We start from the raw sequence: 12,395 nt of genomic DNA on the forward strand, positions 1-12,395 counted from the left end.
ACTGCGTGCCCGACTCGTCGAGCTGCACTCTGCGTGCCAGGGTGTTGGAGTGGCACGTCACGACTCCGGTGAGACATCACCGAGTGAGCCGGATCGCGTGGCGCCCGACGCACGGCTCAGCACACGCTTCTCCAATCAAGCGCGCCAAGCGACAGCACCCGAGCTAGCGCTGCGCAGGGAGCTTCATCGCCGCGGGCTCCGCTACCGGGTCCAGGTGCGGATCCCCGGCCTCCCCCGCCGTCGCCCGGACATCGTCTTCACGCGAGCCAAAGTCGCCGTGTTCGTCGACGGTTGCTTCTGGCACGCATGCCCGGATCACTGCATCGTGCCGAAGGCAAACAGAGAATGGTGGCTGTGGAAGTTCGCCGTCAATCGAGAACGAGATGCTGACACGAACAAAGCACTAGCCGACCTAGGGTGGGCGGTGGTTCGCATTTGGGAGCACGAGTCGATTTCGAGCGCCGCAGACGCGGTCATGACCGTCGTTCGCGATCGGCGCGCAAGGCTGGCGCAGTGCTGAACTGCAGCCTTATCCAACTGGTGCCCAAGTGTCGGCGCAGCCCTTCACTAAGGCGATGAAGTCCCAAACAGTGGTCAGTATCTCATGCTGTTGTCGCTCAAATGTGTCGATGAGGGGACTAGGCACCACCAAGGTGAGGCTCCGGGCCCTCATTTCGTCGGTCTGAGTTTTACTAATTGGAGCTTCGAGGGTGAGGAGATGCTTGGAGCCAACCTTATCCGCCTCCGTGAGCACCTGGCGCCATCGATCCTTGCAAGTGGTCTTCACGCCCAGCATTACCAAGCGCTCTTCAGGGAAGTGACTGCTGACGTACGCCTCTCTGCCCGGAAACAAGAAGTCGGGCCGCTTACGGCCCTCGGTGCGGGCTTGGCGCTCGAATGCCACCCCGTGCAGCGCCAGTAAATGAGCAACGTGGTTCTCTAGTGCGTGGCCTGCTCGCGACCGTCGGCGTTGAAATGTTCTCATCGCCACTTCGAGAGTTCCGTCAACGTCCCCGACAGCTCGTTCGAGCATAGGGCTTACGATGTGGCGCTCAAAGGTTCGATAAAGGGACTCTTCTTGGTCCATCCACGCAACCAAGGACACGTCCGGATCCGCTAGGGGGTCGCAATCGCTAACCGTCGAGCGCGCGAATTCAGAGAATGCTTGGGTGTCAGGAAATTCTGAGCCAAACTTGCTGACGAGGGCGTCCAGATATTGGTCTTTGATGTCCGAGCGTTCAAACCCAAGGGATTCGAGGAGATATCGTGAGGCGAGAGTGAGTGCGTCGTCGCCCAGCATGTCCTGTACGTCCAGAACGGAAGTCGCCTCGAGGTCAAAGAGGTGCTGCAGCTGCAAAGCGACCGTTGAACCCGCAGGGCTGAGAACCACTACTAACTGAGAATCCACCGTGCCTTCACGCGGCTTCGCGATCACCATGTAGTCGCCCTCGCCCGCGCAATCGACCACAGGGTTCGCTGAATAGTACAGACGACACTCGGACCGGGAGGTATGCGCCGATCGCGCGTCGTACCAAGTGACGAGCCCGTCAGCACGCACCGGCTCCGTCTCATCGTCCAGGTACACGAATGCCGCTCGGTATTTGTAACCACCGGGCGGCGGCGCCCCCAGCAGATCTCGCAGACGTGCCACCCCGTTGAACTCGTGCTGGTTGGAACGCTTCGGGTGTGCCTCTACTGCGGAGAGGTACTTTCCCGCGGCTCCGTCGAAGTAGTCCGCGATCGATTCGTGGCTCACCTCAACACCCCGCCGTCGCGCCGATTTGCTCACCCAAGGGGCGGCGGGACAGCAAGTCAGCCAGCGGCAAGCTCAAGCTCCTCGCCCATGCGCACCTTCCAGTCGAGACCCAAGAGGCGGGCCTGCTGCAGCACGATTTCGATCTGGCGGGCCACCGCCTCGGCGACCTTCGGGACGACTGCGTTACCGAACTGTCGGTAGGCCTGCGTGTCGGAGACAACGATTTCGAGGCGGTCCATCGGGAATCCCATCAGACGACCTGCCTCCACCGGTGTGAGACGTCGTGGATTACGACCAAGACCCTGCGAGATCAGGATCTCGGACCCGTCCTTGTGGTAGCGCGCGGAGAGGGTTCGCGTAACGCCGTCAAGGTTTGGCAAGCCGAACCCGAACCCGTTTCCCTTGGCCCTGTGCTTGTCCGCGTAGTTTTGCAAGTAGCGCCAGAGCAGATCAGAGAGTGTGTACTTGGAGTCGACCTCCTCGTCCAAGATGGAGCGCAAAGCATGGGGCCTGCCGTCTGAAACCGGAAACTCGAACGGCACACCCTCTGGAAACGCGGGTGTAAACACTTCGCGCCGGAAACCGATGATGAAGATTCGCTCGCGATGCTGAGGCACCCATCCTGCCGCGTCAATAATGCGCGCGTGGACCTCATACCCCAGTTCATCGAGCCGCGCTGAGATGACCCGCCAGGTCTTGCCTCGGTCGTGTGACACGAGATTCTTCACGTTCTCCAGCAAGAGGACGGCCGGCTTCTTGGCTTCGATGACGTCAGATAGAGCGAAGAACAAGTTGCCCTGCTTAACGTCGTCGAAACCATGTGCACGCCCGAGGGAGTTCTTCTTTGAGACGCCTGCCAACGAGAACGGCTGGCATGGAAAGCCGGCTGCGAGGATGTGATGGTTGGGAACGCTGCTCGGTTCGATGAGATTGATGTCGCCGGCAGGCCTCTCGCCGTACCACGCTTCGTAGGTCTTCTGCGAGTGCTTGTCCCACTCGGACGAGAACACGCACTCACCCCCGATGGACTCGAGGCCAAGGCGAAGCCCTCCGATGCCGGCGAAGAGGTCGATGAAGTCAAAGCTGGAGGTTGACTGGTCAGTCACCGTTGTTCCTATCGAGTCAGTCGACCCAGTGGTGGTTGGAGGGAGTCTGCCAGGGGCTCGGAGGAATACCCTCCAAGCCCCTGGCGTGTCGCTGGATCAGCTGCAGCCGCTGGTGCTGCCGCAGCCTTCGCAGACGTAGCAGGAGCCGGCGGGGCGCATCTTCGTCCCGCAGGTCATGCACATCGGGGCGTCAGCGGAGATGCCCTGGAACTTCTCCATCAGCTCCGCGGACGAGTGCACGTCGACCGAGATCTCCCGAGCCGAAGCGGCACCGGCACCGGACTTCACCTCGGCAGCGGCCGACGGAGCAGCCTCCGCCTTGGTGGCAGCCGCGGCGGGCTTGGCGACGGAGACCGGGGCGGACTGGCTGAAGTTCTCCAGCTCGTCCTCGAGCTCCTCGTCGGACTCGTTGTCCGCCTCGATCGCGGCGTAGGAGCCGGTCTCGAGCTGGCGGGCGCGCTCCTCGGCGGTGTGGATGCCCATGAACGAACGGGTGTCGAAGTCCATGTGGTCCAGCGCCAGGCGACGGAACACGTAGTCCATGATCGACTGCGCCATCCGCACGTCGGGGTCGTCCGTGAGACCAGCAGGCTCGAACCGCAGGTTGGTGAACTTCTCCACGAAGGTCTCCAGCGGCACGCCGTACTGCAGGCCGATGCTGACCGCGATCGAGAAGGCGTCCATCACGCCGGCCAGGGTCGAGCCCTGCTTGCCGAACTTGAGGAAGATCTCACCCAGGTCGCCCGACTCGTAGGTGCCGGCGGTGAGGTAGCCCTCGGCGCCACCCACGGCGAACGACGTGGTCTGCGAGGTACGACGCTTCGGCAGGCGCTTGCGCACCGGGCGGTACTCGATGACCTTCTCGACCTTGGCCTCGGCCGCAGCCGTCGCCTTGTCAGCAGCAGCGTCCTTGGCGGTGGAACCACCGTCGGACAGCGGCTGGCCGACCTTGCAGTTGTCGCGGTAGACCGCGATCGCCTTGAGGCCGAGCTTCCAGCCCTGCATGTGGACGTCCTCGATCTCCTCGACCGTGGCCGTCTCCGGCAGGTTGACCGTCTTGGAGATCGCGCCGGACAGGAACGGCTGGACCGCAGCCATCATGCGCACGTGGCCCATGGCCGAGATCGAGCGCGCACCCATCGCGGTGTCGAAGACCTCGTAGTGCTCCGGCTTGAGGCCGGGGGCGTCGATGACGTGGCCCTTGTCGGCGATGTACTCGACGATCGCCTCGATGGTCTCGCCGGTGTAGCCGAGCTTCTTGAGCGCACGCGGGATGGTGAGGTTGACGATCTGCATCGACCCGCCACCGACGAGCTTCTTGAACTTCACCAGGGAGAAGTCGGGCTCGATGCCGGTGGTGTCGCAGTCCATCATGAAGCCGATGGTGCCGGTCGGCGCGAGCACCGAGGCCTGCGCGTTGCGGTAGCCGTTCTTCTCGCCGAGCTTGACGACGTCGTCCCAGGCCTTGGTGGCCGCACGGTGGATCGAGGTGTCCATCGAGTCGAAGGGGCGGATCGCGTCGTTGGCGCTCTGGTGCTTGCGCATGACGCGCTTGTGGGCGTCGGCGTTGCGGGCGTAGCCGGCGTAGGCGCCGACGACCCCGGCCATCTCGGCCGAGCGCTTGTAGGCGGCACCGGTGAGCAGCGAGGTGATCGCCGCGGCGAGCGAGCGCCCACCCTCGGAGTCGTAGCCGTGGCCGGTGGCCATGAGCAGCGCGCCGAGGTTGGCGTAGCCGATGCCGAGCTGGCGGTAGTCACGCGTGGTGTCGCCGATGGCCTCGGTCGGGAAGTCGGCGAAGCAGATGGAGATGTCCATCGCCGTGATGACGAGCTCGGCGACCTTCTGGAACGTGACCGCGTCGAACGTGTCGTCGTCCTTGAGGAACTTGAGCAGGTTGAGCGAGGCCAGGTTGCAGGACGAGTTGTCGAGCGACATGTACTCCGAGCACGGGTTGGACGCGGTGATGCGGCCGCTCTCGGGGTTGGTGTGCCAGTCGTTGATCACGTCGTCGTACTGGATGCCCGGGTCGGCGCACTCCCACGCGGCCTCCGCGAGCTTGCGGAACAGGTCACGCGCGTCGACCTTCTCGATGACCTCACCGGTGGTGCGCGAGCGCAGCCCGAAGTCGGTGCCGGCCTCGACGGCCTTCATGAACTCGTCCGAGACACGGACCGAGTTGTTCGCGTTCTGGTACTGGACGGAGGTGATGTCCTTGCCGCCGAGGTCCATGTCGAAGCCGGCGTCGCGCAGGGCACGGATCTTGTCCTCCTCGCGCGCCTTGGTCTCGACGAACTCCATGATGTCGGGGTGGTCGACGTCGAGGACGACCATCTTTGCCGCACGACGGGTCGCGCCACCGGACTTGATGGTCCCCGCGGACGCGTCGGCGCCACGCATGAAGGAGACCGGGCCGCTGGCGGTGCCGCCGGAGGACAGCAGCTCCTTCGAGGAGCGGATGCGGGAGAGGTTGAGGCCGGCGCCGGAGCCGCCCTGGAAGATCTTCCCCTCTTCCTTGTACCAGTTGAGGATCGAGTCCATCGAGTCGTCGACGGCGAGGATGAAGCAGGCGCTGACCTGCTGCGGGCTCTTGGTGCCGACGTTGAACCAGACCGGGGAGTTGAAGCTGAACACCTGGTGCAGCAGGGCGTAGGTCAGCTCGTGCTCGAAGATCTCGGCGTCCTCGGCCGTGGCGAAGTAGCCGTGGTCCTTGCCGGCCTTGACGTAGGTCAGCACGACGCGGTCGATGAGCTGCTTGAGCCCGGTCTCTCTGGCGTCGGTGCCCACGGCGCCGCGGAAGTACTTGGTGGTGACGATGGTGGAGGCGTTGACCGACCAGAAGTCGGGGAACTCGACACCGCGCTGCTCGAAGATCGTCTCGCCGGTCTTCCAGTTCTGCTGGACGACGTCGCGCTTCTCCCAGGTCACCTCGTCGTAGGGGTGCACACCGGGGGTGGTGTAGATGCGCTCGACGGTGACGCCTGCGGCGCCCTTGCCGGCGTTCTTGCGGGCACCTGCACGTGCGCCTGCGGTTTCAGTCATGTCTGGTGGCCTCCCTAGCCCCTGGTGCTGCTGTGGTGTCAATTCTCGGTGGTGGCACTGACAGTGCCGGGGTGGTGCTTGTGGTGCGTATGGCGCGGGGCTCAGCCCGGCGGCATACCGGCGGTGCGTCCCTGCTCCGGCTCGGTGCCGGTGGCCTCGCGCTCGGCGCGCAGCAGGGTGATCGCGGCCTCGAAGTCCTCGAGCGACTCGAACGCCTGGTAGACGCTGGCGAACCGGAGGTAGGCGACCTCGTCGAGCTCGCGCAGCGGCCCGAGGATCGCCAGGCCCACCTCGTGGGCCTCGACCTCGGCCTGCCCCTGCTGGCGGATGCACTCCTCGACGCGCTGGGCGAGGAGGGCGAGGTCGTCCTCGGTGACCGGGCGGCCCTGGCAGGCCTTGCGGACGCCGGCGAGGACCTTGCCCCGGCTGAACGGCTCGCTCGCGCCGGAGCGCTTGGTCACCGTGAGGCTGGCCGTCTCGATCGTGGTGAAGCGGCGGCCGCACTCCGGGCACTGGCGGCGCCGGCGGATGGAGCTGCCGTCGTCGGTCGTGCGCGAGTCCATGACCCGGGAGTCGGTGTGCCGGCAGAACGGGCAGTGCATGACGGCAGGCCTCCTCGGAGGTGTCGGACGTGGGTGTGATGGGGTGTGACGCGTGGCGCCGGTGGGCGCTCCCGGCCCGCGCCCTCACGAGTGGGGCTGGGGACGAAACTGTGGACCTGCTGGGGACAACGTGTGGAGAACCGGCCTTGCCCTGTGCACTACATGTGGACGAACTACAGCCGTGTAACCACTAGATGTAGGGATAGTCTGCCTCGCTGCGCCCCGGGACGCAAGCGAGTCCCGGAAACTCCTCCAAACTCCGTAGCGCAGTGTGCATCGCCGCAGGTCAGGGGCCTGCGCAGGGTCGCGACGACACGCCCGAACTGATGCTGATGGGGCTCGTGTGACGCCAGAGGCGCCCCAGATGTGGGGTGCGACGTCGCCGGCCACCCCACATCTGGTGTCGGCCGCACAGGCGCATCTGGACGCCGCCGCTCACGGGTCCTACGCAGGCTGCACGACGCGCCACTGCGCCCCTCGCGCGACGATGGACAGTTGCCGGACACCGCTGCGCGGCAGGGTCAGCCGCGATGCCGGGACTCCCACCCATCTGCAGGGACCGTCCCACGGAGGTTCGCATGACCGCTTCATCCATCGACCGTCGACACCTGGTCCGCACCGCGGCGGGGGTCGCCGTCGGCGGCGTCCTCGTCGCAGGCTCCGGGGTAGCAGCCGCCTCTGCCGACGAGCACGCCGGCCTCATCGGCAGCTGGTGGCTCGAGCACAGTGACGACGCACCCGCACCGCCCTCCCCCGGCATCGCCATCGTGAGCATGGCCCCGGGCGGCGTCATCGTCGCCAACGACATCCGTCCTGCGGGCGTGGTGCGCAACGGCAGCTGGTCGGGCGATGCCGACCACTTCCGAGCGATCCTGTGGGCCCCCCTGGCCCCGCCCACCGGGGGTGCGGACCCGGGCAGCACGCGCGTGCAGATCCAGGGTCGGCTCTCCGGTGGGGTCATGGTCGGAACCGCCGCGATCACCGGGTACTCCCCCGACGGCACCCAGATCTTCAGCGGCACGGGCACGTTCAGGGGCACTCGCCTGCGCGCCTGACCTTCACCCCTGCAGGGCCCCGCCGGCCGAGCCCTGCAGGTCACCCATGCAGGTCACCCCCCGCCCGGCCGAGCCGCTCGGGAAGCCGACTCAGGCCATCGAGAGCAGGAACGCCGCGCTGAACCCGACCACCGTGAGGAGCCCGACGAGGCGTCCGGCGTGCTCGACGGCCTCGGGGACCATGGTGTCGGCGAGCATGGTGAGGATCGCCCCTGCAGCGAACGCCTGGATGGTCGCCACGACCGCCGGGTCGGCCCCGTCGAGCAGCACCCGCCCCAGTGCCGCGGCCACGGTGGCCGCGGCGGTGACGCCCAGCCACAGCCCCATGATCGAGCGCGCGCTGTGCCCGGCGGACTTCATGCCGGCCGACGACGAGAGCCCCTCGGGGATGTTGGAGAGGAACACAGCCGCGACCACGGCGACCCCCACGCCTCCCCCGCCGATGGTGGACACACCGATGGCGGCGCTCTCGGGTATGCCGTCGAGCAGGGCTCCCAGCGCGAGCGCGGTCCCGGCCGCGCCGGCCTGCGGGCCGTTGGGGCTCTTGCGGCGGTGGCCTCCGCGGCTGTCGATCCACCAGTCGCCCAGGAAGAAGACGACCGACCCGCCGAGCAGGCCCAGGACCGTGGAGACTCCCCCGGCCTTGTCGTAGGCCTCGCCCGCGAGCTCGAACGTCAGGGCACTGACGAGCACCCCGGACCCGACCGCCATGACCCAGCCGATGACCCGCTTCGAGGTCGGCAGCCAGATGCCGGCGGCAGCGCCGACCAGCAGCGCCACTCCACCGACGAAACCCCAGAACCCTGCTTCCAGCACGCGCTCACCGTAGCCCTGCCCGGGGACGGTCGCCGCCGCGGTCGGCCACGCCCGGGGACCACAGCAGGACTAGGCCGTCTGCGTGACCCGGGCCGGGCGGGGCGGCGGGACTATCGAAGGCGCAGGGAACCCGTAGCGGAGGAGGTTCTCATGAGCGGAGCAGCAAGGATCGACCGTCGTCAGCTCGTGCGCACGGCGGCGGGGGTGGCGGCCGGCGGAGTCCTGGTCGCCGGGACGGGGGTCGCATCGGCGTCGGCGAGCGACTCGAGCAGCGGCGTCCTCGGCGGCTGGTGGATCGAGCACACCAACGACCCGCCGGCCGACCCGGAGCCGGGCACGACCGTCGTCAGCATCGGTGCCGGCGGCATCATCGTCAGCAACGACATCCGGCCGGCCGGCTCGGTCAGCAACGGCGTCTGGGCCATGGACGGCGACCGGTTCAAGGCGACCTTCTGGGGCACCACCGACCTCGGGCCCGACATGCCTGCCGGCAGCGTGCGCGTCCGGGTTCGCGGGCACCTGAGCGGTGGCAAGCTCGTCGGCACCTTCACCGTCACCGGGTACGACGCGACCGGTGCGCAGATCTTCACCGCCACGGGCACCTTCACCGGCACCCGTATGGCGCCCTGACGCACGTGCTCCCGGAGCCGACCCCGCTGCGGCGGGGCCGGCTCCCGTCGTGTGTGCCGGCGACGGAGCCCGCGCGGCGTTGCCGGTGTGCGCCTCGGGCCCTTGGGCCCTACCCGGCCCCGGTGGGCAGCCCGAGAGTGGGAGCACGACCGCGGGACCTTTCCCGGGCAAGCCCTCAGGGCCACCACGAAGGCAGGAACAGATGAACAGCTACGGACTCGGCGGCAGGGTCGCCGTCATCACCGGCGGCGCGTCCGGCATCGGCCGGGCCTGCGCCCACATCCTCGCCCGCTCCGGCGCCGACGTCTCGGTGTGGGACCTCGACCAGGCCGCCATCGACATCGTCCTCAAGGAGCTCGAGGCGTTCGAGTGCCGGACCCACAGCGCGGTGGTCGACGTGTCCGACTCCGCGGCAGTGGACGGGGCCATGGACGCCACCGTGGAGCACCTCGGACACGTCGACATCGCCGTCTGCAACGCGGGCATCGGCGGGGAGGCCCTGAACAGCGGCGACTACACCGACGAGGGCTGGCACCAGGTCATCGGCATCAACCTCGACGGCGTCTTCTACACCCAGCGCGCGGCGATCCGGGCCATGAAGGCCAGCGGACGCGGCGGCTCGATCATCAACATGGCCTCGATCCTCGGCGCGGTCGGCTTCGCCACGGCGAGCGCCTACACGGCGGCAAAGCACGGTGTCGTCGGCATGACGCAGGTGGCCGCGTGGGAGCACGCCGCCGACAAGATCCGCGTCAACGCCGTGGGCCCGGGCTTCATCCGCACCCCCCTGCTGGACGCCCACCTCGAGCAGTCGGTCCTGGACTTCCTCGCCACGCAGCACGCGTTGCAGCGCATCGGTGAGCCCGAGGAGGTCGCCGAGCTGGTCGCCTGGCTGGCCAGCGACGGCGCGTCGTTCGCGACCGGCACCTACTACCCGATCGACGGCGGCTACCTCGCCCGCTGACGCCGGCCACCGGGCCCTTCGGCGCGTCCCGCTTCAGTCCCGCTTCAGTCCCGCTTCACGCGGTAGTCGATGAACGTCGCGAAGCGGGACTGGGTGACCCCGAGCTGCTCGAGCTCGAGGTCACGCGTGAAGCCCTCGAACAGCCGCTTGCCCGCGCCCAGCACGACGGGCGCGACGATGATGCTCAGCTCGTCGACGAGGTCGGCGTCGAGCGCCTGGCGGATGACGTCGGCACCGCCCATCACGTGCACGTTGCGGTCGCCGGCGGCATCCCGGGCCGCCGCCACCGCCTCGCGCACGCCCTCGATGAAGGTGAACGCGCCGCCGTCGGGCTGCTCCTCGGGCCGGTGCGTGACGATGAAGAACGGTACGTCCCAAGGGTTCTCGTCGCCCCAGTGCCCGGAGGCCTCGTACGTGGCGCGGCCGCCGACGACAGCGCCCATGTCGCGCATGCCCTTCTCCATCCACCCCGCGTCCACCGGCTCCATCTCGCCGCGCGGCTCGTCGTAGCTCCACGGGCCGCCGAAGACCCAGTAGTGAAGACGTTCCCCACCCACCCCCAGGCCGCACCCGGGCCCGTCGTCCGGCCCGGTGACGTAGCCGTCGACCGACATCGTGATCCCTGCGATGACCTTGCCCATCGCCTGCTCCCTCGCTCGTCGTGGGTCGTTCCCGTCAGTGGTACCGACCACCCGGGGCCGAGGAACTCATCGCCCGTGGCTCACGACCGGGACGCGTCCTCGCTGCGCGTCTTGAGGCCGGCGGCCTCCATCGCGAGGTAGCGGTCGGTGGTGGCGCGGTACGCCCGCGCGACGAGCTCCCCCAGCCAGCCGTGCGGTTCGATGCTCAAGGTCACGCGGCTGCCCCCACCGGGCAGCGGCTCGACCACGTGACGGGCCTTGGTGAGGATCGCCGGGCCGCGCATGACCCAGGTGAAGGACGAGCCCGGCTCCAGCTCGGTGACCACCCAGTCGGAGGTGGGGATGCGGGGCTGGCTCAGCTTGGCGCTCGACCCCGGACGCAGCGGGCCCTCGTCGAGCCGGCGCGCCCACCGCACCGATGCCGTCCACTCCGGCCAGCGCTCGATGTCGGTCATCACCTCCCACACCCGGGCCGGCGAGGCGGCGATGTCGACGGTGGTGTGCTGCTCCATCTCGACATTGTCCTCCTGCTGTCGGTCCCTTTCGAGAGGATGGGAGGTATGGATTCTGCGCGCGTCCTCGCTCAGCGACTCGCCACCCAGCGCCTCAGCTCGGCACCCCTGCCCCGGGCTGCCGATGCGGTCCGGCTGCTCACGTGCGTCCAGAGCCAGGAGCGCGACCACGCCTTCTTCTCCTTGGGCCTGCGCACGCGGCACGCCACGTATGCCGCCGTTCGCCGCGAGCACGACAGCGGCGACTTCCTGCGCACCCACATCCTTCGCCCGACGTGGCACTTCGTGGCTCGGGAGGACCTTCGCTGGATCCTGGCCCTCACGTCCCCACGCGTGCTCTCGTCCATGGCGGGGCGCCACCGCCAGCTAGGCCTCGACGACACCCGGCGGATGGACTCGGGGCTGTCGCTGCTGGCCGACCTGCTGCAGGGTCGCCGCCACCTGACCCGCGCCGAGATCGGTGAGGCGTTCGTCGAGCGGGGTTCGGCGATCGAGCCCGGACCCCCGCTGGGGCACCTGCTCCTCGTCGCGGAGCTGCTCGGCCTGCTCTGCTCGGGTCCGCAGAAGGGCGTGCACCACTCCTACGCCTTGGTCGACGAGGTCGTGCCGCCGACGCGTGCGAGGGACGAGGACGAGGCGCTCGTCGAGCTGGTTCGCCGGTTCTTCGCCGGGCACGGACCCGCCACGGTCAAGGACTTCACCCGGTGGTCGTCGCAGACCGTCGCGCGCACCAAGGTGGCTCTGGCCCAGCTCGGCGATGTGCTCGAGCAGGTGGACGTCGGGGGCACCCCGCACTGGTTCGACCCCGAAGTGGTGCCGCGACGCAGCCCGGCCGCCACCTCCGGCTACCTCTTCCCCGTCTACGACGAGGTGGTCCTGACCTACCCCACGGTGCCGTTCCCGGCGGTCGCCGACCACCCGTTCGCCAAGCACCCCGACCCGTTCTGGGCCCGGGTCGTCGTCGACGCCCAGAACGTCGGCCTGTGGAAGCGCAGCGTCCGCGGCGGCGAGGTCGAGGTGGACGTCCGGCTGGCGCGCAGCGTGGACGACCAGGGCAGGGCTGCGGTGCGCGAAGCGGCCCAGCGGCTGGCGGACTTCCTCGAGCTGGAGCTCCGCTACCTCGAGGACGACCGGACACCCCACCTCTGGCGCGGCTAGTCGAGCTCGCTGCGTGGGCGAGGGCTCAGCGGCCGCCCATTTCACACAACATCGGGCGACGGCGACGAGAGTTGATGAATTACACGGTTGGACTTAACGGATGTGCCTGACAAAGC

General features: G+C 68.1%; 12 protein-coding genes. 5 read left to right on the forward strand and 7 right to left on the reverse strand.

Annotation, left to right across the window (positions count from 1 at the left end):
* Positions 1-97 precede the first annotated feature (97 nt).
* Complete coding sequence (locus tag ABEA42_RS06535; protein WP_345501976.1) at positions 98-520, forward strand: very short patch repair endonuclease; 423 nt, start codon at positions 98-100, stop codon at positions 518-520.
* A gap of 9 nt (positions 521-529) precedes the next feature.
* On the opposite strand, the gene ABEA42_RS06540 is transcribed toward ABEA42_RS06535, so the two are convergent.
* The 4 genes from ABEA42_RS06540 to nrdR all read right to left on the reverse strand — a co-directional run bounded on the left by ABEA42_RS06540 (position 530) and on the right by nrdR (position 6,503).
* Entirely contained in the window at positions 530-1,756 is a 1,227-nt protein-coding gene (locus ABEA42_RS06540; protein ID WP_345501978.1) for a type II restriction endonuclease, read from the reverse strand.
* Between the two features lie 56 nt (positions 1,757-1,812).
* A complete protein-coding gene (gene dcm, locus ABEA42_RS06545; protein WP_345501979.1) occupies positions 1,813-2,862 on the reverse strand; it encodes a DNA (cytosine-5-)-methyltransferase in 1,050 nt (349 codons plus the stop codon).
* A 96-nt stretch (positions 2,863-2,958) separates the two neighbouring features.
* A complete protein-coding gene (locus ABEA42_RS06550; RefSeq protein WP_345501980.1) occupies positions 2,959-5,901 on the reverse strand; it encodes a vitamin B12-dependent ribonucleotide reductase in 2,943 nt (980 codons plus the stop codon).
* Between the two features lie 101 nt (positions 5,902-6,002).
* Positions 6,003-6,503 (reverse strand): transcriptional regulator NrdR, encoded by a 501-nt coding sequence (gene nrdR / locus ABEA42_RS06555; protein ID WP_345501982.1) that lies wholly within the window; start codon positions 6,501-6,503, stop codon positions 6,003-6,005.
* A gap of 578 nt (positions 6,504-7,081) precedes the next feature.
* Here nrdR and ABEA42_RS06560 point away from each other — a divergent pair.
* The gene (locus ABEA42_RS06560; RefSeq protein WP_345501984.1) at positions 7,082-7,558 is read left to right on the forward strand and encodes a hypothetical protein; all 477 of its coding nucleotides are present in this window, start codon (positions 7,082-7,084) and stop codon (positions 7,556-7,558) included.
* Between the two features lie 90 nt (positions 7,559-7,648).
* On the opposite strand, the gene ABEA42_RS06565 is transcribed toward ABEA42_RS06560, so the two are convergent.
* Complete coding sequence (locus tag ABEA42_RS06565) at positions 7,649-8,374, reverse strand: ZIP family metal transporter (RefSeq protein ID WP_345501986.1); 726 nt, start codon at positions 8,372-8,374, stop codon at positions 7,649-7,651.
* Positions 8,375-8,524: 150 nt separating this feature from the next.
* On the opposite strand from ABEA42_RS06565, the gene ABEA42_RS06570 reads away from it, so the two are divergent.
* Both ABEA42_RS06570 and ABEA42_RS06575 read left to right on the forward strand, forming a co-directional pair.
* Positions 8,525-9,004: a hypothetical protein gene (locus ABEA42_RS06570; RefSeq protein ID WP_345501988.1), complete on the forward strand. Its 480-nt coding sequence runs from the start codon at positions 8,525-8,527 to the stop codon at positions 9,002-9,004.
* 202 nt (positions 9,005-9,206) lie between these two features.
* Positions 9,207-9,968 (forward strand): SDR family NAD(P)-dependent oxidoreductase, encoded by a 762-nt coding sequence (locus tag ABEA42_RS06575; protein WP_345501990.1) that lies wholly within the window; start codon positions 9,207-9,209, stop codon positions 9,966-9,968.
* A 44-nt stretch (positions 9,969-10,012) separates the two neighbouring features.
* Here ABEA42_RS06575 and ABEA42_RS06580 read toward each other — a convergent pair whose 3' ends face one another.
* Positions 10,013-10,609 (reverse strand): dihydrofolate reductase family protein, encoded by a 597-nt coding sequence (locus ABEA42_RS06580; protein WP_345501991.1) that lies wholly within the window; start codon positions 10,607-10,609, stop codon positions 10,013-10,015.
* Between the two features lie 80 nt (positions 10,610-10,689).
* Complete coding sequence (locus tag ABEA42_RS06585) at positions 10,690-11,121, reverse strand: SRPBCC family protein (protein WP_345501993.1); 432 nt, start codon at positions 11,119-11,121, stop codon at positions 10,690-10,692.
* Positions 11,122-11,169: 48 nt separating this feature from the next.
* Between ABEA42_RS06585 and ABEA42_RS06590 the strand changes: the two genes are divergently transcribed.
* Positions 11,170-12,279 (forward strand): winged helix DNA-binding domain-containing protein, encoded by a 1,110-nt coding sequence (locus tag ABEA42_RS06590; protein ID WP_345501995.1) that lies wholly within the window; start codon positions 11,170-11,172, stop codon positions 12,277-12,279.
* Positions 12,280-12,395 lie beyond the last annotated feature (116 nt).

Source organism: Pedococcus ginsenosidimutans, from assembly GCF_039544395.1.
Classification (GTDB): domain Bacteria; phylum Actinomycetota; class Actinomycetes; order Actinomycetales; family Dermatophilaceae; genus Pedococcus; species Pedococcus ginsenosidimutans.

Excerpts from the sequence above, each read along its gene's own strand:
- ABEA42_RS06590 (WP_345501995.1), top strand. The coding sequence starts at position 11,170 with ATGGATTCTGCGCGCGTCCTCGCTCAGCGACTCGCCACCCAGCGCCTC.
- nrdR (WP_345501982.1), bottom strand. The coding sequence starts at position 6,503 with ATGCACTGCCCGTTCTGCCGGCACACCGACTCCCGGGTCATGGACTCG.
- ABEA42_RS06570 (WP_345501988.1), top strand. The coding sequence starts at position 8,525 with ATGAGCGGAGCAGCAAGGATCGACCGTCGTCAGCTCGTGCGCACGGCG.
- ABEA42_RS06550 (WP_345501980.1), bottom strand. The coding sequence starts at position 5,901 with ATGACTGAAACCGCAGGCGCACGTGCAGGTGCCCGCAAGAACGCCGGC.
- ABEA42_RS06580 (WP_345501991.1), bottom strand. The coding sequence starts at position 10,609 with ATGGGCAAGGTCATCGCAGGGATCACGATGTCGGTCGACGGCTACGTC.
- ABEA42_RS06575 (WP_345501990.1), top strand. The coding sequence starts at position 9,207 with ATGAACAGCTACGGACTCGGCGGCAGGGTCGCCGTCATCACCGGCGGC.
- ABEA42_RS06560 (WP_345501984.1), top strand. The coding sequence starts at position 7,082 with ATGACCGCTTCATCCATCGACCGTCGACACCTGGTCCGCACCGCGGCG.
- ABEA42_RS06585 (WP_345501993.1), bottom strand. The coding sequence starts at position 11,121 with ATGGAGCAGCACACCACCGTCGACATCGCCGCCTCGCCGGCCCGGGTG.